At 67.5% G+C, this 17,744-nt stretch carries 21 protein-coding genes and 1 other RNA gene; 13 read left to right on the forward strand and 9 right to left on the reverse strand.

The features are described 5' to 3' along the window. Positions 1 to 8: 8 nt before the first annotated feature. Positions 9 to 431, reverse strand: coding sequence for a tetratricopeptide repeat protein (locus IEY84_RS19490; RefSeq protein ID WP_229788842.1), 423 nt, complete (start codon positions 429 to 431; stop codon positions 9 to 11). Between the two features lie 88 nt (positions 432 to 519). Between IEY84_RS19490 and IEY84_RS19495 the strand changes: the two genes are divergently transcribed. After that, a complete protein-coding gene (locus IEY84_RS19495; RefSeq protein ID WP_183546018.1) occupies positions 520 to 711 on the forward strand; it encodes a DUF1918 domain-containing protein in 192 nt (63 codons plus the stop codon). Between the two features lie 15 nt (positions 712 to 726). Next, an RNA gene (gene rnpB, locus IEY84_RS19500) (RNase P RNA component class A) lies at positions 727 to 1,091 on the forward strand. 85 nt (positions 1,092 to 1,176) lie between these two features. Here rnpB and IEY84_RS19505 read toward each other — a convergent pair. Beyond that, the gene (locus IEY84_RS19505) at positions 1,177 to 2,028 is read right to left on the reverse strand and encodes an alpha/beta fold hydrolase (protein ID WP_183546020.1); all 852 of its coding nucleotides are present in this window, start codon (positions 2,026 to 2,028) and stop codon (positions 1,177 to 1,179) included. A 126-nt stretch (positions 2,029 to 2,154) separates the two neighbouring features. On the opposite strand from IEY84_RS19505, the gene IEY84_RS19510 reads away from it, so the two are divergent. The 3 genes from IEY84_RS19510 to IEY84_RS19520 are packed head-to-tail and all read left to right on the forward strand — an operon-like array spanning position 2,155 to position 4,618. Next, positions 2,155 to 2,769: a TetR/AcrR family transcriptional regulator gene (locus IEY84_RS19510; RefSeq protein ID WP_183546022.1), complete on the forward strand. Its 615-nt coding sequence runs from the start codon at positions 2,155 to 2,157 to the stop codon at positions 2,767 to 2,769. After that, positions 2,766 to 3,758 carry an NADP-dependent oxidoreductase gene (locus IEY84_RS19515; RefSeq protein ID WP_183546024.1) on the forward strand — a complete coding sequence of 331 codons (993 nt, stop codon included), beginning with the start codon at positions 2,766 to 2,768 and terminating at the stop codon, positions 3,756 to 3,758. The genes IEY84_RS19510 and IEY84_RS19515 overlap by 4 nt, the downstream gene beginning before the upstream one ends. Next, entirely contained in the window at positions 3,755 to 4,618 is an 864-nt protein-coding gene (locus IEY84_RS19520; RefSeq protein ID WP_183546026.1) for an alpha/beta fold hydrolase, read from the forward strand. Before IEY84_RS19515 ends, IEY84_RS19520 begins: the two co-directional genes overlap by 4 nt. Positions 4,619 to 4,658: 40 nt before the next feature. On the opposite strand, the gene IEY84_RS19525 is transcribed toward IEY84_RS19520, so the two are convergent. After that, the gene (locus tag IEY84_RS19525) at positions 4,659 to 5,258 is read right to left on the reverse strand and encodes a TetR/AcrR family transcriptional regulator (RefSeq protein WP_221208854.1); all 600 of its coding nucleotides are present in this window, start codon (positions 5,256 to 5,258) and stop codon (positions 4,659 to 4,661) included. Positions 5,259 to 5,366: 108 nt separating this feature from the next. Here IEY84_RS19525 and IEY84_RS19530 point away from each other — a divergent pair, with 108 nt between their 5' ends. From IEY84_RS19530 to egtD, 5 genes are all read left to right on the forward strand, one after another. After that, a complete protein-coding gene (locus IEY84_RS19530) occupies positions 5,367 to 6,704 on the forward strand; it encodes an NtaA/DmoA family FMN-dependent monooxygenase (RefSeq protein ID WP_183546034.1) in 1,338 nt (445 codons plus the stop codon). Between the two features lie 25 nt (positions 6,705 to 6,729). Continuing rightward, positions 6,730 to 7,434, forward strand: coding sequence for an NADPH-dependent F420 reductase (locus IEY84_RS19535; protein ID WP_221208855.1), 705 nt, complete (start codon positions 6,730 to 6,732; stop codon positions 7,432 to 7,434). A 101-nt stretch (positions 7,435 to 7,535) separates the two neighbouring features. Beyond that, positions 7,536 to 8,804 carry an ergothioneine biosynthesis protein EgtB gene (gene egtB, locus IEY84_RS19540; RefSeq protein WP_183546036.1) on the forward strand — a complete coding sequence of 423 codons (1,269 nt, stop codon included), beginning with the start codon at positions 7,536 to 7,538 and terminating at the stop codon, positions 8,802 to 8,804. Then, entirely contained in the window at positions 8,801 to 9,271 is a 471-nt protein-coding gene (locus IEY84_RS19545) for a hypothetical protein (protein ID WP_183546038.1), read from the forward strand. The genes egtB and IEY84_RS19545 overlap by 4 nt, the downstream gene beginning before the upstream one ends. After that, positions 9,268 to 10,245, forward strand: coding sequence for an L-histidine N(alpha)-methyltransferase (egtD, locus tag IEY84_RS19550; RefSeq protein ID WP_183546041.1), 978 nt, complete (start codon positions 9,268 to 9,270; stop codon positions 10,243 to 10,245). Before IEY84_RS19545 ends, egtD begins: the two co-directional genes overlap by 4 nt. A gap of 42 nt (positions 10,246 to 10,287) precedes the next feature. Here the strand turns inward: egtD and IEY84_RS19555 are convergent, their stop codons facing one another. The 6 genes from IEY84_RS19555 to IEY84_RS19580 all read right to left on the reverse strand — a co-directional run bounded on the left by IEY84_RS19555 (position 10,288) and on the right by IEY84_RS19580 (position 14,963). After that, the gene (locus IEY84_RS19555) at positions 10,288 to 11,199 is read right to left on the reverse strand and encodes a universal stress protein (protein ID WP_183546043.1); all 912 of its coding nucleotides are present in this window, start codon (positions 11,197 to 11,199) and stop codon (positions 10,288 to 10,290) included. Between the two features lie 37 nt (positions 11,200 to 11,236). Continuing rightward, complete coding sequence (locus IEY84_RS19560; protein ID WP_183546045.1) at positions 11,237 to 11,653, reverse strand: pyridoxamine 5'-phosphate oxidase family protein; 417 nt, start codon at positions 11,651 to 11,653, stop codon at positions 11,237 to 11,239. 448 nt (positions 11,654 to 12,101) lie between these two features. Then, positions 12,102 to 12,488: an alpha/beta hydrolase gene (locus tag IEY84_RS19565; RefSeq protein WP_229788844.1), complete on the reverse strand. Its 387-nt coding sequence runs from the start codon at positions 12,486 to 12,488 to the stop codon at positions 12,102 to 12,104. A 67-nt stretch (positions 12,489 to 12,555) separates the two neighbouring features. Next, the gene (locus IEY84_RS19570) at positions 12,556 to 13,824 is read right to left on the reverse strand and encodes a type II toxin-antitoxin system HipA family toxin (RefSeq protein WP_183546047.1); all 1,269 of its coding nucleotides are present in this window, start codon (positions 13,822 to 13,824) and stop codon (positions 12,556 to 12,558) included. Beyond that, the gene (locus tag IEY84_RS19575; RefSeq protein WP_229788846.1) at positions 13,821 to 14,129 is read right to left on the reverse strand and encodes a helix-turn-helix domain-containing protein; all 309 of its coding nucleotides are present in this window, start codon (positions 14,127 to 14,129) and stop codon (positions 13,821 to 13,823) included. The genes IEY84_RS19570 and IEY84_RS19575 overlap by 4 nt, the downstream gene beginning before the upstream one ends. Before the next feature lie 108 nt (positions 14,130 to 14,237). After that, positions 14,238 to 14,963, reverse strand: coding sequence for a hypothetical protein (locus tag IEY84_RS19580; RefSeq protein WP_221208856.1), 726 nt, complete (start codon positions 14,961 to 14,963; stop codon positions 14,238 to 14,240). 31 nt (positions 14,964 to 14,994) lie between these two features. On the opposite strand from IEY84_RS19580, the gene IEY84_RS19585 reads away from it, so the two are divergent. The 3 genes from IEY84_RS19585 to IEY84_RS19595 all read left to right on the forward strand — a co-directional run bounded on the left by IEY84_RS19585 (position 14,995) and on the right by IEY84_RS19595 (position 17,684). Continuing rightward, positions 14,995 to 15,582: a carboxymuconolactone decarboxylase family protein gene (locus IEY84_RS19585; RefSeq protein WP_183546049.1), complete on the forward strand. Its 588-nt coding sequence runs from the start codon at positions 14,995 to 14,997 to the stop codon at positions 15,580 to 15,582. A gap of 115 nt (positions 15,583 to 15,697) precedes the next feature. Next, complete coding sequence (locus IEY84_RS19590; protein ID WP_183546051.1) at positions 15,698 to 16,960, forward strand: hypothetical protein; 1,263 nt, start codon at positions 15,698 to 15,700, stop codon at positions 16,958 to 16,960. Between the two features lie 325 nt (positions 16,961 to 17,285). Next, positions 17,286 to 17,684: a hypothetical protein gene (locus tag IEY84_RS19595; RefSeq protein WP_183546053.1), complete on the forward strand. Its 399-nt coding sequence runs from the start codon at positions 17,286 to 17,288 to the stop codon at positions 17,682 to 17,684. Positions 17,685 to 17,744 lie beyond the last annotated feature (60 nt).

The following is a 17,744-nucleotide window of genomic DNA, read 5'->3' on the forward strand; positions in this document are numbered from 1 at the left end:
CACCCGGGTCATCCTTCGCGCTGCGCCAGCCGGTTGCGTACGCGGTAGACGGCTGCGTGATGGTCGTAGTCGTCGCTCATCACGGCCGCCAGGCGCAGCGGTCCGAGCGCGTCCTCGAGGCGGTCCTGGCGCTCCAGGACACGACCCAGCGAGTGCTGGCTCCAGGCGTCGCTGGGGTCGCGCTCGACGAGCCAGCGCAGCTCAGCCTCCGCCTTGGCGAGCTGGGCCCGCAGCATGTAGGCCCATGCCCGCATGCTCCGCAGCCCGAAGTTGTCGGGGTCGCCTTCCAGCGCCGGCTCCAGGATCTCCAGCGCCTCCACCGGGAAGCGCCGCGAGAGCAGGTCGTGGGCTGTCCGGTAGGCCACCTCGTGGGCGCTCTGGCCCGGGAAGATGACCGCCGGGGCCACGTACTCGAACTCGTTCTCTGTCATCACACCCTCCGAACGCGGTACCCCCATGCGGTATTCCATCCGCACCCGCCATGGGAGCACCATTGTGACGGATAGGAGGTGAACGCGCATGCACGCATCAGTAGGTGACCACCTCGTCGTCCTGGGCCAGCACGTCGGGGACCACACGCGAGAAGCCGAGATCATCGAGGTCAGCCACCCCGACGGCAGCCCTCCCTACCTCGTACGCTGGAGCGACAGCGACCACGAGTCGCTGGTCTTCCCCGGTCCAGATGCCCACATCGAGCCCGCCGCCCACTAGACTTTTGATCGCGGACGGGCTGGCCGGGCGATCGCGTCGTAGAGATACGTCGAGGAAAGTCCGGGCTCCACAGGACAGGGTGGTGGCTAACGGCCACCCGGGGTGACCCGCGGGACAGTGCCACAGAGAACAGACCGCCGCTACCCTCCAGGTAGCGGTAAGGGTGAAACGGTGGGGTAAGAGCCCACCAGTCCTCGTGGTGACACGAGGAGCTAGGTAAACCCCACCCGGAGCAAGACCAGACAGCGTACGACGGTGTTAGTTCACTGGGAGGGCGGTCCGCCCGAGTGCGCGGGTAGGTTGCTAGAGGCCATCGGCAACGATGGTCCGAGATGGATGGTCGCCGACTACAGAACCCGGCTTACAGGCCAGCCCGTCCGCTTTTATAGGCCTGACCTGGCCGACCGCTTGTCGGCGGAGTAGATCCTCAGCCGCACGAAGTCCGGCCGGCTCATCGCTGCCCGCTCAGGCCGCAGACCCGGTCTTCGGGCCGAGGAAGTCCAGGACCTCGGGGACGAACTCGTGGTGATACTGGAACACACCGCCGTGACCGGAGGCCGGGTAGATCCGCAGGCGGGAGTCCGGCAGCCGGGCCGCCATGTCCTTGGAGTGCTCGCTGGCGACCATCAGGTCCTTGTCACCGTTGGCGACGAAGACCGGGATCTTGATCTGCCCCAGGTCGTCGGCGGGATGCATCCCCCCGCTGGTGATCGCGCGCAGTTGGGCCAGGCGCGCCTGCGAGGAGATCGGCTTGTCAAGACCCGTCGTACGCTCCGCGAGCCGCTCGAAGTAGGCGTTGGCCGCCCTCTTGCCCTCGGTGGTGCGCGGGAAGAAGAGGAAGTGGCGCGGGTCCTTCCGGGCCAGGAACGCCTTGGTGTAGGCGCCACCGACGATGAACGGCATCTTCCAGATGCCGCCGCCACCGCGCGGGCCGCTGCCGGCGACCACCATGCGGCGTACGAGATCGGGCGCCTGGAGGGCGACCATCTGGGCGACGGCACCGCCGAGCGAGAAGCCGATCAGGTCGACCTCCTCGTGGCCGAGCGCGCGGATGAAGGCGATGGCGTCGGCACCCATCTCCTCCATGTCGTTCGGCACCCGGCCGCCGGTCGCGCCGACGCCGCGGTTGTCGAAGGCGATCACGTGGTGCTGCGCGGCGACCCCGTCGAGGACGCGCGGGTCCCAGTCGTCGAGGACGGCGGTGAAGTGGTGCAGGAACACCACCGGTACGCCGCCGGGCTTGCCGAGCTCTCGATAGGCGAACGACGTGCCGCCGACATCGATCGTCTTGTTGGGAGTGGTCGCCCAGGTCGTCATGGCCTGCTCCTTCGTCGGGCACCTGCCGCGGAGCGCGGGTGCTTGAACTTTGCGGATTGCATTACGATCATAATAGTATGATCGTAATGTTACGGTTCTGACAGTCCCCGGACGGAGATTCACCTCATGGCGAGATACAGCCCGGAGCACAAGGAAGCGACGCGGCGCCGGATGATCGAGACCGCCGGCCGCCGGTTCAAGAGCGACGGCATCGACGGATCCGGGATCGCGACCCTGGTCGCCGACGCGGGGCTGACCAACGGTGCCTTCTATGGTCACTTCGCCTCCAAGGACGACCTGGTCGCCTCGGTCGTGACTCAGCAGCTCACCGATCAGGTCGCCGTCGTGGACGGGCTGCCCGCCGGGCTCGCCTCCGTCGAAGCCTTCCTGCGCGACTACCTCTCCCCCGCGCATCGCGACGATCCCGCCGGCGGCTGCCCCTCCGCCGCCCTCCTGGACGAGATCGGCCGCTGCGGCGAGGCGACCCGCCAGACCTACACCGACGGAGCCCGCTCGATGATCGAGGCGATCACGCGTCACCTCGCCGCCGGCGGCACCGACGGGGCCGACGAGCGCGCGATCGGCATCCTCACGCTCCTGGTCGGCTCCCTGCAGCTGGCTCGCGCCGTCACCGACGCCGAGCTCTCCGACCGCATCCTCGCCGCGGCTTACACCCAAGCCATCACCATCGCGGGAGCCCGTCCGGGTCCCGCGACAACACTCACCCAGGAGTCACCATGAAGGCGTTCGTCGTCACCCACTACGGTCCAGACGGGCTCGAGGCAGCCGACGTCCCGGCGCCGACGGTCGGACCTCGCGACGTCCTGGTCGACGTCCGCGCCGCGAGCATCAACCCACTCGACAAGATGGTCCGCAACGGCGAGTTCAAGCAGCTGCTGAAGTACCAGCCGCCCTTCACCCTCGGCCACGACGTCTCCGGCGTCATCACCGAGGTCGGGTCGCAGGTCCGTGACTTCAAGGTCGGCGACGAGATCTACGCCCGCCCGCGCGACCTGCGCATCGGCACCTTCGCCGAGCAGATCGCCATCGACTCCGACGACGTCGCCCCCAAGCCGAGGTCGCTGTCGTTCGAGGAGGCCGCAGCCGTACCCCTGGTCGCGCTCGCCGCCTGGCAGGCATTGGTCGGCCTGGCCAGCGTCAAGCCCGGCCAGAAGGTCCTGGTCCACGCCGGCGCCGGCGGCCTCGGCTCCACCGTCATCCAGGTCGCCAAGCACCTCGGCGCCCACGTCGCCACCACCGCCGCCACCAAGGACATCGAGAAGGTCCGCGCGCTCGGTGCCGACGAGGTCGTCGACTACACCAGCACCAACTTCGCCGAGGTCATATCCGGCTACGACGTCGTGCTCGACTCCCTCGGAACCGCCAGCCTCGAGAAGTCGCTGACCGTCCTGAAACCTGGCGGTCTGGCGATCAGCGTGGTCGGCCCACCCGACCCGCACATGGCGGACCAGCTAGGCACGCCGCTCCTCAAGCCCGTCATGGCCCTGTTGAGCCGCAAGATCCGGTCCCGCGCCAAGAAGCTAGGCGTGCGCTACTCGTTCCTCTTCATGGAGGCCAACGGCACCCAGCTCACGACCCTCGCCGCGCTCTACGACGACGGCATCCTCAAGCCGGTCCTCGACCGCACCTTCGGTTTCGCCGACACGATCGAAGCGATGGCGTACGTCGAGCAGGGCAAGGCCAACGGCAAGATCGTGGTGACCCGATGAGCACCCCCGGCGAGCCTGCCGTCACCTCCTACGAGCAGGCCCCGACCCGCTCCGTCACCGTCGGCGACGTGAGGTACGCCTACCGCGAGCTCGGCCCGAAGGGCGGCGTACCCGTCGTCTTCTTCGTGCACCTCGCGGCCACGCTGGACAACTGGGACCCGCGCATCGTCGATCCCATCGCCGAGAAGCGACACGTCATCAACTTCGACCAGCGCGGCGTCGGCGCCTCGACAGGAGAGGTGCCCGGCACCATCGAGGAAGCCGCCGATCACGCCTACGAGCTCATCGCGGCACTCGGGTTCGAGGAGATCGACATCTTCTCCTTCTCGATGGGCGGCATGATCGCCCAGGACCTGATCCTCGAGCACCCCGGCCTGGTCCGCAGGCTCGTGCTGACCGGCACCGGGCCCAGGGGCGGCAAGGACATCGAGAAGGTCGCCGGGGTCACCTACCGGGACATTCTCCGCGCGACGCTGACCAGGTCGGACCCCAAGGAGTTCCTCTTCTTCAACCGCGACGCGGCCGGGAAGTCGGCCGCGAAGGCCTTCATCAAGCGGCTCCAAGAACGCACCGTCGACCGTGACCGGCCGGCCACCATCAAGGCGCTGCGCACCCAGCTGAAGGCGATCCAGAAGTACGGTCGCTCCGCCCCGTCGGACCTGTCGGCGCTCACCATGCCGACGCTGATCGCCAACGGCGACCACGACCGGATGGTGCCCACGGCTCTCTCCGAGGACCTCCATCGCCGCATCAAGGGCAGCCAGCTGATCATCTACCCCAACTCTGGCCACGGCGGGATCTTCCAGTTCCACGAAGCGTTCGCCCCGGTCGCAGCGGACTTCCTCGGCAGCCCGGCATAAGGCAGTCGGTCAACCGAACCGGGCACTGGTTTGAGGACTCTCAGTCCCCGGAACCGGCGATCGCCCATCCCGACCGCAGCATCTCCCGGATCCTCGGCTCGACCGCATCGTCAGCCGAGATCGCGCCGGCTGCCCAGACGGCGGCGAGCGTACCGAGATAGAGATCTCTACCTCGCACGTCGGCCCGCGCATATCCGTCACGCTTGGCGGCCGTCAGGAAACGGTCGGTGGTCGCGATGACGTCGTCGCACCGGGGCGTCAGGGACGTGCGTTCGGCCTGCGCCGTACGCAGCGGCTCAGGCAAGCCCTCATAGACGCGCATCCATGCTGCGACGGCGACGAGCCAACGCTCCAGCGCTTCACGGGAATCCACCTCTTCCGCCTCGATCACGGCTGCCTCTTTCGCCAGGTCGGGCCCACGGTCATCCAGAACCGCCGACAACAACGCATCCCTGGTAGGGAAGTTGCGGTAGAGCGTCGCGGGACCCACCTCGGCCTTCTTCGCGATGACGTTCATGGAGACGTCCAGCCCGAGCTCGGCGAAGCATTGGGCGGCCACCTCGAGGATGTGGGTGCGATTGCGCTGCGCATCCGTGCGCGGCTGACGACCGGTGGCAGATGAGCCCATGTCCAGGATCACTTCCCTTCAACTTGCATACCGGAGAGCCTCTCCGTATCGTCGAACTCGTACCGGAGAACTTCTCCAGATTAGCGCAGGGACCCGCCCATCACGCTCGGAAGGACACGCATGAGCCAGCGCCAGATGCTCATCGGCATGCAGCTCGGCAACGGATACGGCTCCCAGGTCACCGCCTGGCGTGCTCCAGGCGTCGCCCCGAGGAACTATTCCGACTTCGATGCTCAGGTGCGCTACGCACAGGCCGCCGAGCGCGGAAAGCTCCAGTTCCTCTTCCTGCCCGATACCCCGGCGCTGTCCAGCGACCTCACCCATGAGGCCCCGCAGATGACGCTCGACCCACTGCTGACTCTGGCGGCGGTTGCGCGCGGCACCGAACGTATCGGCCTGGTCTCGACCGCGTCGACGACCTTCATGGAGCCCTACAACATCGCCCGCCAGTTCAAGGCGCTCGACGTGATGAGCCACGGTCGCGCCGGCTGGAACCCGGCCACCACCAGCGACCCGAACGCGGCCGCGAACTTCGGCGGAACCATCGCCGAGCGGCCCGTGCGCTACCAGCGCGCCCACGAGACCATCCAGATCGTCCAAGCGCTCTGGGGAAGCTGGCAACGTGACGCCTGGATCACCGACACGGCCACCGGCCGCTACGCCGACACCTCGAAGATCAACCCCATCAACATGCAAGGCGAGTACGTCGCCTCCCGAGGCCCACTCCCCATCCCACCTTCCGAACAGGGCCAGCCCGTCATCTTCTCCGCCGGCGGCGGCGACTACGGCCTGACCATCGCCGGCCGCTACGCCAACGGCGTCATCGGCTCCACGTTCTCAATCGACGACGCCCGCGCCCAACGCGACGCCGCCCGCGAGGCCGCCCGGGCCGCCGGCCGCGACCCTGACGAGATCAAGTTCTTCGCCGGCATCATGCCCGCCATCGCCCCCACCGTCCGCGAAGCGGTCGAGCGGCGCAAGCAGCTCGGCGTGCACACCTTCCCCGCCCGGGTCCCCTACCTCGGCCAGATGCTCGGCATCCGCCTCACCCCGGACCAGATCGACGACCCTCTGACCCCCGAGCAGCTCGCAGCCGCACGACCGAGCCCCTTCGACCCGCGGGCACCACGCGCCCTGGAGATCGCCCGGGAGGGATGGACGATTCGCGAGATCCTCGGCCACGGCGCGATCGACTACCACCCCACCCCCGTCGGCCCGGCCTCCGCCACCGCCGACCACATGACCGAGTGGTTCGAATCCGGCGCCGTCGACGGCTTCTGGTTCTCACCCGACATCTACGAGGACGGCATCGACACCTTCGTCGACGAAGTCATCCCGGTCCTCCAGGAACGCGGCCTCTTCCACACTGACTACGAGGGCACCACGCTCCGCGACCACCTCGGCGCACCCGCCCAGTACGGGCTCGACGCACGCACCACCGCCGCAACCGCAAGCTGACCCACCGCATCAAGGAGATCCAAGCGTGAAGATCGGAATCATCGGAGCCGGATACGTCGGCGGAACGCTGGCGACGAAGCTGGCCGCAGCAGGCCACGACGTACGCCTCGCCAACTCGAAAGACCCCGCGACCCTGGCCGAGTTCGAGGAGATCGACGGCATCACGCCCGCCTGGGCCGCAGCCGCGGTCACCGACGTCGACGTCGCCATCCTCAGCCTTCCCCTGAAGGTCATCCCGAAGCTCTCGGACGAGCTGATCACCGCCCTCGCGACGGCCGAGATCGTGATCGACACCGGCAACTACTACCCCGCCCGAGACGGACGCATCGAGCCGCTCGACCAGGGGACCCCGGACAGTGAATGGGTCGCCGCGATCCTCGGTCGCCCGGTCTACAAGGTCTTCAACAACATCGTGGCACCGAGCCTGAAGCACAAGGGCGACAGCGACCCACGTCTGGCAGCCACGGTCGCCGGACCGTCCGGCGAGGACAAGAACCGGGCGTACGCCCTCGTCGGCCAGATCGGCTTCGACCCCGTCGATGCCGGTGATCTCGACCAGTCCTGGCGTCTCCAGCCCGGCACCCCGACGTACTGCCAGGACATGACCGCCGACCAGATCCGCGCCGGCATCGCGGCGACCAGTCCCGACGACGTCGAGGCCTACCATGCCGGACGGGACGCCATCGAGGACTTCGACGCCGCGATGGTCGCGATGCGCCAATACATGTAGTCGGCCAGTCGATCCCAAAGGGCGTGACCGGGGTTGGGCGGTCCGGCAGAGTGGTTCGTAGCACTCGCCGTACTCGACCTTCCGCCGTCAGGAGACGTGAGATGGACACGACCACCGCGATCGCTCGCTTCGACGAAGTCCGGGCTGACACCGAACGCCTCGCCGCACCGCTCTCCCCCGAGGACCAGACGGTCCAGTCGATGCCGGATGTCTCTCCCACCAAATGGCATCGCGCGCACGTCACCTGGTTCTTCGAGACCTTCGTGCTGGCGGAGAACGAGCCCGGTTTCACCCCGTTCCAGGACACGTACTGGTTCCTCTTCAACAGCTACTACGAGCAGGTCGGGCCGAGGTACGCACGGCCGATGCGTGGCGTGATCAGCCGCCCCGGGGCGTACGAGGTCGGCGACTATCGGCGCAACATCGACGATCGGATCCGGGACCTGCTCGACCGCGTGGACGAGGGCGCCTTCGCCAAGCTCGCCCCGACGATCGAGCTCGGCTTCCATCACGAGCAGCAGCACCAGGAGCTGCTGCTGATGGACATCAAGCACGTGCTGTCGCTCAACCCGTTGCAGCCGACGTACGCCGGGGGTCCGGTCGCGGGCGCCGGGACCGATCGTCTCGGCTGGGTCGACTTCGACGGCGGTCTGGTCGAGATCGGCTCTGCTGACGGCGGGGAGGGCGGCGGGTTCTGCTTCGACAACGAGCTGCCGCGGCATCAGCAGTGGCTGGAGCCTTACCGGCTCGCCGATCGGCTGATCACCAATGGCGAGTGGCTCGAGTTCATGGCCGACGGCGGCTACCGGCGTCCCGAGCTGTGGCTCTCGGACGGATGGGGGCGAGTCAACGCCGAAGGCTGGGACGCGCCGTTCTACTGGCGCGAGCTCGACGGGGAGTGGTTCGAGCACACCCTGCACGGCACCGCCCCGCTCGACCCGGGGCTGCCGGTCTGCCACCTGAGCCACTACGAGGCCGATGCGTACGCCACCTGGGCCGGCAAGCGACTCCCGACCGAGGCCGAGTGGGAGCACGCGGCCAGGGCGTACGAGGTGGTCGGCAACCTGGCCGACCGGGACAGCTTCCACCCGCGCGCGGCCGGCCCCGCGACCGATGGTCTGCGACAGCTCTTCGGTGACTGCTGGGAGTGGACCTCCTCGGCTTACCTGCCCTATCCGGGTTTCCACCCCGCCGCCGGCGCGATCGGCGAGTACAACGGAAAGTTCATGTCGAGCCAGATGGTGCTCCGTGGCGGATGCGCGCTCACCCCGCCGGGACACACCCGAGCCTCCTACCGCAACTTCTTCCCGCCTGGTGCGCGCTGGCCGGTCACCGGCCTCCGGCTCGCCGACGACGGGCGTCGTGCGTGACCTGGTCGGCAGCCGTCACATGTGCCCATCGCGGCATCCTCGGACCACCCCAGACGCACCTCGACTGGGCCTGTGACCACAGCTACTGCCCCGCTCCGCTGCGGCTCGGTCCGTGGACCGTCGCGGTCAGCGGCACCATCGACGACTCGTGGACGCTCATCCTCGACAACGCGCAGCATCAAGGTCTGCCGGTCGGGTCTGCCGTGGTCCAGATCGGAAACGAGATCGAGGTCGGCGGCTACTCGGTGCTCCTCAGTGACGGAGAAGACCTTGCGCTGCTGACCGGAGACGAGGGCAGTCACCTGGCAGTGCCGGCGTCCTGGGAGTACGTCGTCAGCAGCCGTCCGCTCGCAGGCGCACCGTCCACCCCGATCCCACCGCGCACCATCGGCGTCCTCAGCCCCTGCGGGCCCACCTGGTGGCGGCTCGACGCACCGCTTCACAACTCGAAGGAGAACCACTCGTGACCCACAGGATCACCACCCTGTTGACCGCCGAGCACCTCCGTCGAAGCCTTGCGGAGGACGCCCGCACCGGCTTGAGCTCGTCGCCGAAGTGGCTCCCGCCGAAGTACTTCTACGATCGACGTGGCTCGGAGCTGTTCGAGGAGATCACCCGGCTACCGGAGTACTACCCGACCCGCACCGAACGGGCGCTGCTGACCGAGCACGCGAGGGAGATCGCCGAGGCCTCCGGCGCCGAGGTGCTTCTCGAGCTCGGATCGGGTTCCTCGGAGAAGACCCGGCTCCTGCTCGACGCGCTGACGCAGGCCGGTCAGCTGACGACGTACGTCCCCGTCGACGTGAGCGCCAGCGCGCTCACCCAGGCGATGGACGCCCTCGCCGAGGAGCGGCCGGGGCTCGCGCTGCACGGTGTCGTCGCCGACTTCGACCAACATCTCGCGCAGCTGCCGAGCCCGGGACGTCGGCTGATCGCACTGCTCGGCAGCACGCTGGGCAACTACGACCGCCCCGGCCGCGAGCGGTTCCTGCAGTCGGTCGCCGCCGCCATGCAGCCCGGCGAAGGGCTGCTGCTCGGGCTGGACCTGGTCAAGGACCCCGGGCAGCTGGTCGCCGCCTACGACGATGCGGCCGGCGTGACCGCCGAGTTCAACCTCAACGCGCTGCACGTCCTCAACCAGAGCCTGGGTGCCGACTTCGACACCGACGGGTTCCGCCACCTGGCGCTCTGGAACGCCGACGAGGAGCGGATCGAGATGCGGCTCGTCGCGCAGGACTCCACCCGCGTGGAGCTGCGCGAGCTCGACCTCGTCATCAAGTTCGACGAAGGCGAAGAGCTCCTCACCGAACTGTCCTGCAAGTTCCGCCGAACCAGCGCCGCTCGCGAGCTCACCGACGCCGGCTTCCGCAACCTTCGTTGGTGGACCGACCCGGAGGAGGCGTACGCGCTCGTCCTTGCCAAGCACTCGCGCAATCCCTGATCAGCCAAGGCTGAGCGGAGCGGACACCCGGGCCGTGCCCACCTACAGATCGACCTGTCCGTTCTCAGGAATCCGACCAGCGAAGGCGATGGCAGCCGCCGAGGAGCGACCACCCCGGTCTTGCCGGCAGGTCGGGACGACAGCAACGATGCTGTGGGCGTGGTTCAGCAGGTAACCGCCCACGTCTCCGCGGCTGCCGACCACGACCATGTGCATGGCCTGGGCCTGCTCGGTGAGTGCATGCGCGAGGCTTCCCGCCTGGATCCGTAGGCACGGACGCAGGTCCGGATGACGCTCGCGGAGTCCGGAGATGCACGCCGCGACCCGCACCTGGTCGCGGGCCGGGCGATCGGGACCGCCGGCGCCGTAGCAGTACAGGACCGTGACCGGGAGGTGACCTGTGGCGGCCCGCTCGAAGGCGAACTCGAGCGCAGGTATCGAGTCGGCGGTCCCGTCGATGCCGACGAGCACACCCTGGCCCACGCCACCTGCGCCCGGGCACAGCACGACCACCGGGCACCGCGCGTCCCGGAGTGTCGATCTACTGACCGACCCGAGGACCCAGCTGCCGATCGGCCCCCTCCCCCGCGACCCGAGCACCAGCAGCGACGCATGCTCGGCGGCGAGGTCCAGCACGGGAGCCACGGCACCGACCTGCAGGGCCACGCTCACCTCCGGCCGGCGGTGGCCGTAGAACGCCGGAATCCTGGACAGCTCGTCGAGGCGGCGGGCGGTGAAGCGCCTCGCGCTCGCCAGCACGATCCTCCCGTGGGCCTGCGCAGGCTCCCCGGGGGAACCTGCTTCCAGCGTCGTGCGCGGCACCACATGGAGCAGACATACGTCCCGTCCGTCACGGAACGCCTGCTCGGCTGCCCAGGACACGCTGTCGGCCGCCGCCGGCCAGTTCTCGATGCCGACCACGACGGCACCCTCGGGGATGGCTGCGTACGTCATCTCGTCTCCTTCGGCTCTGCTCGTCAACCGCGACATCTCAGGCCGGCAGCACGCGGCGGCCGGTGATCTGCGTCGGCGTGATGCGCACGAACAGTGTCCGTCGAACGTCGGTCCAGGGCTCCGGCTCGATGTCGTGCTCCTCCAGCCAGGGACCGTCCACGAAGTCGGCGGTCCCGCGCGCCAGTACGCTCCAGCCCGAGGACATGCAGGAGCCGAGCTCGTCGACCTGATAGGAGAGCCGGCCGGCGCCGACATGATCCGCGATCGCCGTGCGCGGCACCGTACGGAACACGATCCCCTCGCCCACCATGACGTGGTTGACCGGCAGGACCAGCGGTCCCGCCGGCTCGCCGAGACCGACTCTTCCGACCTCGCTCCGCCCCAGCAGCTCCAGGCATTCGTCACGGTCGATCTCGGCCAGGTGACCGGGGAACCATCGTGCTGTCAGATCCATCGTCTACTCCTCGGTTACGCGCGTCCGGCGTGAACCAGCTGGTTCTCCGTCGCTGATGTGACACCGTCCGTGGCCCCGGCGCCCCCCTCGAACGTCGGGGCCACGTGCGGGTCTGTCTCGACCGGGCAACGGCTCTTGCAAAGCACCGTCAGGCGATGCCGCCCAGGTTCCCGGAACCGAGAAAGCTCTATCCACGCCCCAGGATCGCCAGATCCGAAGGCACGGGACGCGCAGCACTCACCAACGCGCCGAAGTCGACGTCTGCCTCCGGGTAGACGCCGTCGGCTCGTCTGCGGGTGAGACCTTGCGTTTGTTCATGGATCCACCCTCGTTCCTCGGTGCCGCTCCATGACAGGGACCCTGGGCCTGAGCCGAAGGGCCTTTGGTCGCTTCTACGAGGCGAGGAAACAGGGTCGTACGCCTCGTCGGCCCCCACCAGACGCGCGAGTCACCCCAGGGGTACCGCCCACTCGACGACGGTGCCCTTCGGCTTGGCCGCCTTCACGGTGCAGCGGCCGCCGTGCGCCTCGGCGCGATGACGCATGTTGGCCAGCCCGCTCTCGACCGCGACGTCGGCCACCAGCGCCTCGAAGTCGAAGTGACCGAGCTGGTCGGCCGACGCGACGGACACGCCGTGACCGCGGTGGTCGACCGCCCGCACGACGTACCCAGCCCCGACGAGCGCCCGAGCGAGCCGGTCGTAACGCTGCCCGTGCTCGGCGATGCCGTGGGCGATCTGGACGACGCCCCGCGGCGCGGACAGCTCCTCTCCCCATGTCCGGATCGCGAGCGCGGTGCCGTCGGTCGGCGAGACGAATGTGGCTGTGGTCGGCATGGGGCCTCCTGGTGACGGGGTGCCCATGCTGCCATTCCTACGGCGATCCCGCCGCCTGCTTTGCCGTTCAGCCGACCGCGGCGCGCAGTCCGTCGAACGCGTCGGCCATCCGGTTCATCTCACGTTCGGCGATGCCGTTGCCGGCTGCAACCTGACGCCAGCTCGCGGTCGCGGCGAACACTTCGTCCAACACTTCGGTGGCGCGTTCGTCTTTGAGACCGAACGCCGCAGCGGAGGCCTTCAGTCCGTCAAGCTCTTCGTCTCTGGCGTACGCGGACCCGATACCAATTTCGCGTTCCTTGGCGGTGTCGGGATTGGGGTTGACGTCGAAGACCGGAGACAACGTCCAACCTGCCTTCCTGCGCAGGAACCCGTGGTTACGGAGGTGGTCGTCGGTGTTGTGGATTGCGACCGAGAACGCGACTCGACGCCAAAGCTCGCGTAGGTCTTCGGCGATGGTGACGTCGCCGTGTTCGGCCAGGGCCTCTGCGATGTCGACGTAGTCGTACTCGCTGCTCTCACCGTCTCGTGCCTCGAGCAGGCTCATGGCCGACATGTACGGGATACGACTGCCGTCATCTGCCCGGTCGAACCGGTCCAACAGCAGGACCGCCTTCCCGTTGACGCGTTGCAGACGACGCCGCGGCACCCGAAGCCCTGCGTTCTCGGCGAGATCGAGGGCTGTCTTCTCCCAGGCGATGACATCCCAGTCGTCTTTGGGGCTCGCGAACTTCGCAATCAGGATCCGGTCGCCGTCACGCACCGACGCCTTCGGTCGTGCGCCACCGAGCGACCCTGTACCAGCGTCCAAGAGCTCCTTGACTGCTGACAGGTCGTCATCATCGAGCTCGACCTGTTCTGCGGCATGCAAGAGCCGCGGTAGCTCCAACAGCTTTGGCACGTCAGGGTCATCGGCGAGGAACGGACCTTCTGTGCCGCTGTCGGTGTCGGTGAACCGAAGTGCCCCCTGTCTGGTGAGGTCGGTGACACCCAGCAGGTAGTCGATCTCAGCGACGTCCCGACGGCTTCGCCCAGCATCGGCATCAGCGGCCTGCGGCCGCTTTCGAATCAGGTTCCTGCCCCAGCGGTCAGGGGCGCAGTCGGTGAAGCAGTACGGGAGCCCATCCGCGATCGCGTGCACTCCTTCGAACAGCGGCAACGCCGGGTCCAGCGGAAACGCCCGCTTGTGCGCCAGGTACGCAGGCTCGTACCGGAACGTTGTGGCAACACCTCGCCGGCTGACTGCGAAGAACGCTCGTCCGGCTCGGACCTCTTCGCACCCAACCTGCCCTGCCCCGATCGGCAGGCTTGTGTATACGTCGGCGCTTCGACTCATCGGCGCACCCGCTTGGGCAGGGCAAGGTTCTGTTCAACCAGCGATTGTCCCAGTGCCGTCTCGTAGGGGTTCATTCCTTCAGTGACAAAGTCGAGCACCCCAAGGACACGGCAGACTTCCAGGAACACGTCGAGGCCGACGCTGGCGTCTCCCTGCTCGAGCTTTCGGAGCGTGTTCCGGGTGATGCCGGCACGGTCAGCCACCTGTTCTGCCGTCAGGCCTTGCAGACGGCGGAACGTGGAGACGTAGTCTCCTAGCGCGCGGGCTGTACGCCGCGACTTCGCAGACAATGGGCGCTTCGGCATGAACAGTCACCTTGACCTCATAATGGTCATTACATTGACCATCCTACAGCGCATCGTGGTCAGCGCAATGATCATTGAGCGCCAACTAGCCCGTCCTTCGACCAGTCCTCAACCACCATTCCGAGCCCACGGCCCACCGACACATTCCCTAGTCGCGCTCTCCCCCGGTTCGAGATCAAGAACGGCAACGATCGTGGGGTCGGCGTCCACGAGGTGGAAGAGGTGGCCCACTCGCCCGTTGTCCACGGTGCCGTCCGAAGTGCCGATGACCTGCCACATGCCGTCATCGGCATCGTGGGAGACGAAGAGAATCGGCTCGGCGCCGGCCAGGACCGGAGCCGTCGTGATGCTGTTCGTACGCAGCAGCCAGTGCCGCAGCCACGCCGCTCTGCCGTCTCGATCCATCACAGAATCGGCGACTGCCCACACGAACGGCAGATCCTCGTGTGCACGCGCCTCGGCTGCTGTGAGATCCGGCCCGCCCTCTGGCACATCCTCGAACGGCTCATCGATCAGCGCGTACGCGATAGCTCCGTCGTTCTCGAAGACGGCCGCGTGGAACGTTCCGCCACCTTCGTTGCCGGCACCGATGCCGATGGAAAGTCGTCCGCTGTCGGCTTCCGAGCACCACCCAAAGGCGTACGACGCCAGCTCGCCGCCTGGACCGATGAACTCGCCGAACACCCGGCGATCCGTACCGTGCTCGGTCACAGACGCGACGATGCGACCCTCTTCTACCTTTATCTTCACGGCGTGAGAGTAGTGGTCGCGCTGCCGCCGCGACATACGGATTTCCATCCCCAACACAGGGGACGCGCAGCGTTCATTCCGCATGAGGTAGACGACCCGCGGATGTGCTGAATGCGTGACCTTCTTGGAGGAACCCGCGCCGAGCGCCGGGCAGGAGAGGCTGTACGCCGCGGACGTCGCTGAGCACGGCTACGTCTGGGACCTGACGCAGGTGTGGGCGCATCAGCCGGCGGCGAAGGAGCAGCTCATGGGACTGTTCGCGGCCATGGCCGATGCCGCAGGGCTGACACCGCGCGACAGGGCCGTCATCGTGATCGCGCAGGCAGCGGCCATCGGTGACTCCTACTGTGCCGTCGCATGGGGACAGCGCCTGACCGACTGGGCCGACCCCGAGACCGCGATCGCCGCGCTCACCGCCGACGACGAACCGTTCAGCGAACGGGAACGGGTGCTGGCCGACTGGGCGCGCACTGTCGCCCGCTCCCCCGGCAACAGCACACCGCAAGACATCCAGCGTCTGTGCGACGCAGGGTTCATGGAGCCCCAGATCGTTGCCCTGACCATCTTCGCCGGCCTACGCACGGCCTTCTCCAGCATCAACGGCGCGCTCGGCGCCCGACCAGATCTGCCCCTTGCAGAGGCCCTCAACCCCACCGTCCGCGCGGCCATCACTTGGGGACGAGCGCCCGAGCGGCGAGGATGACCGAGCCGCCCCACATCGCCCAGAAAGACGGGGCACGACGGCTCGCCGTTACCACCGAGTTGATTGCGCATCCAGGTCACCCCAGCGGGTCGCCGCATAGGGCACACTTCGGCCTGTGGCAGACCATGGGAAGTACGTCGACGACTTGATCGAAACGGTTCCGTGGTCGCGGCTGACCCATGCATACGACGTCGCACTCGATGCGCCGACACGGCTTCGGACGCTCGCATCCAGCGTGGAAGCCGGTACATCCGAGGGCGTTGACGACCTTGAGGATTGGCTTCTGTGGTCGGTCGTGCACCAGGGGACGCCCTACTCCGCCACAGCACCCGTACTTTGGATCGCGCGCCGGATCCTCGGGGACGGATCGACGCACCCAGCACTTGGCTGGTGCCTGCCGGCAGTGGCGGAGAGCGCGACCGCACTGCGCTGGATGCAGGAGTACGCAGCTAGCCATCCCGATGAGACGCCCGATCCCCAGCGGAGCACCGCGGGCCAGCCGCCCTGGGCGACTTACCTTCCACTTGAGCGCGAGCTCACCTCGAAGCAGGGCGACCGCCTCGATGATGATTACTTCCTCGCGGCCCCGGCGGACGACGTCACACTCACCGCATGCGTCATCGACTGGGAGCAGACCGTTGCGGAGTGCGTTCGAGATCGCCGATTCCTAGACGAGGCGATCAATGCGGCAAGCGCAATGGTGAGGCTTGCGCCCTCGCCACCTCTGGTTCATGCGCTGCGATCGCTTGTGAACGGCCCAGAAGACAGCGGCCGACGTGCGGCCGCGGCGTTCGCTCTTGCCTCCGCGGGCTCAGCGACCGGTGATGCTGAGGCCCTCATGGATCATGACGACCGCGCGATCCGAATGTCTGCAGCGCTTGGATGCCCCGACCATCCACGGGCCCTCGAGACTCTTGTTAGTGCGGCCGCAGACCGAACCTGGGTCCTTGAAACGTTTCCGCACGGGTTCGCTGGCCCGGACCCGTGGCTCGCTCCCGCGCTGTTGGCGGCCGTGCTCGATCGTGTGCCCGTCGACGCGGCAGATGACCGGCTCGTCGACGGTCTGGAACAGCAGCTCGCGACGCTGCCGTATGGACCCTTCGGTGCTACATATGAATGGGGACGCATACTGGCCTGGATTTTCCCGGACCGCTGGCAACAGACTGCGTATCGCGACGTGCCGTCGTCCGGTGATCTGTCGAACACACAGCGCCGGCTCCTCGGCGCCCTCGCTCGCAACGACGATCCCTGGGAGAGGGGTGCAGGCAACGCCAGTCTCGTGCTTGGACAAGTCGGGCTCCCTCATAACCGTGCTGTCGTCACTGAGCTGGCGGGCGTGGAAGTTCCGCGCCGCGGATCGTGGTGGCGTCGTAGTTGACACAGCCGACGGCTAGCCGCGGCAAGTCCTGCGGCAGTGACACGTCGGTTGGTGCAGAGTGTCGGTGTGAACCGGGCCGGACAGGTCCCGCGCCACAGACCCAGTTCGAACACCGGCACTCCTCGAAGGGCCAGGCGCCTCGGCGGGATCGCCGTCTCAGGCGGAGGCTTAGGTGTTGGCACGGACACAAGCGCGCGCTCCTCGCTGACATCCAGAGAACGCTGCGCTGCACCTCGAGAACCACCGTCAGGCCGTACGCGATTCGCAGGTGTTCCACGTCCGCACGGTTGCGGCATCACGTTTACGTGGACGCTAGCGTTCGGGCATGGCCTACGGTCTCCATCTCTTCCGCGGCGACGATTGGTCTGATCCGGAGCCGTTCTCCATCGAGGAATGGGACGAATTCATCGCTGCAACGAGCGACGTGCGTGGGACTGGGTTTGTGGAAACAACCTCGCCGACAGGTGAGGCGATCCGAATGGTGGATCCGGGTCTGGCCGAGTGGACGGGCCATAGTCACCACCCGATCATCCTGCTGTTTCGCAACAACAGGATGACGGTCACGAACCCTGACGACGAGACGATCGCGTGGCTCGTCTCGATCGCCAGGCCACTCCGGGCACGCATTCAAGGCGACGAAGGCGAGTTCTATTCCAACGACGGTGATACCGATTCCGAGTCGCCGCGCGCCGGTTGGTTATACCGTCTCCGCCGCCGTACGTAGACCGACGTGAGAGCGGCACAACCGCGCGACAGCCGTCTATGAGTACTCGAGCACTTCCGC

This window comes from Nocardioides albus, from assembly GCF_014648255.1.
GTDB classification, from domain to species: Bacteria; Actinomycetota; Actinomycetes; order Propionibacteriales; family Nocardioidaceae; genus Nocardioides; species Nocardioides albus.

Bases quoted from the DNA above. Each gene is read 5' to 3' on its own strand.
- IEY84_RS19575 (WP_229788846.1), bottom strand. From the start codon at position 14,129: ATGCCGAAGCGCCCATTGTCTGCGAAGTCGCGGCGTACAGCCCGCGCG.
- IEY84_RS19565 (WP_229788844.1), bottom strand. From the start codon at position 12,488: ATGCCGACCACAGCCACATTCGTCTCGCCGACCGACGGCACCGCGCTC.
- IEY84_RS19495 (WP_183546018.1), top strand. From the start codon at position 520: ATGCACGCATCAGTAGGTGACCACCTCGTCGTCCTGGGCCAGCACGTC.
- IEY84_RS19510 (WP_183546022.1), top strand. From the start codon at position 2,155: ATGGCGAGATACAGCCCGGAGCACAAGGAAGCGACGCGGCGCCGGATG.
- IEY84_RS19580 (WP_221208856.1), bottom strand. From the start codon at position 14,963: ATGCGGAATGAACGCTGCGCGTCCCCTGTGTTGGGGATGGAAATCCGT.
- IEY84_RS19560 (WP_183546045.1), bottom strand. From the start codon at position 11,653: ATGGATCTGACAGCACGATGGTTCCCCGGTCACCTGGCCGAGATCGAC.
- IEY84_RS19570 (WP_183546047.1), bottom strand. From the start codon at position 13,824: ATGAGTCGAAGCGCCGACGTATACACAAGCCTGCCGATCGGGGCAGGG.
- IEY84_RS19530 (WP_183546034.1), top strand. From the start codon at position 5,367: ATGAGCCAGCGCCAGATGCTCATCGGCATGCAGCTCGGCAACGGATAC.
- IEY84_RS19515 (WP_183546024.1), top strand. From the start codon at position 2,766: ATGAAGGCGTTCGTCGTCACCCACTACGGTCCAGACGGGCTCGAGGCA.
- IEY84_RS19555 (WP_183546043.1), bottom strand. From the start codon at position 11,199: ATGACGTACGCAGCCATCCCCGAGGGTGCCGTCGTGGTCGGCATCGAG.
- IEY84_RS19505 (WP_183546020.1), bottom strand. From the start codon at position 2,028: ATGACGACCTGGGCGACCACTCCCAACAAGACGATCGATGTCGGCGGC.
- IEY84_RS19595 (WP_183546053.1), top strand. From the start codon at position 17,286: ATGGCCTACGGTCTCCATCTCTTCCGCGGCGACGATTGGTCTGATCCG.
- IEY84_RS19490 (WP_229788842.1), bottom strand. From the start codon at position 431: ATGACAGAGAACGAGTTCGAGTACGTGGCCCCGGCGGTCATCTTCCCG.
- IEY84_RS19520 (WP_183546026.1), top strand. From the start codon at position 3,755: ATGAGCACCCCCGGCGAGCCTGCCGTCACCTCCTACGAGCAGGCCCCG.
- egtB (WP_183546036.1), top strand. From the start codon at position 7,536: ATGGACACGACCACCGCGATCGCTCGCTTCGACGAAGTCCGGGCTGAC.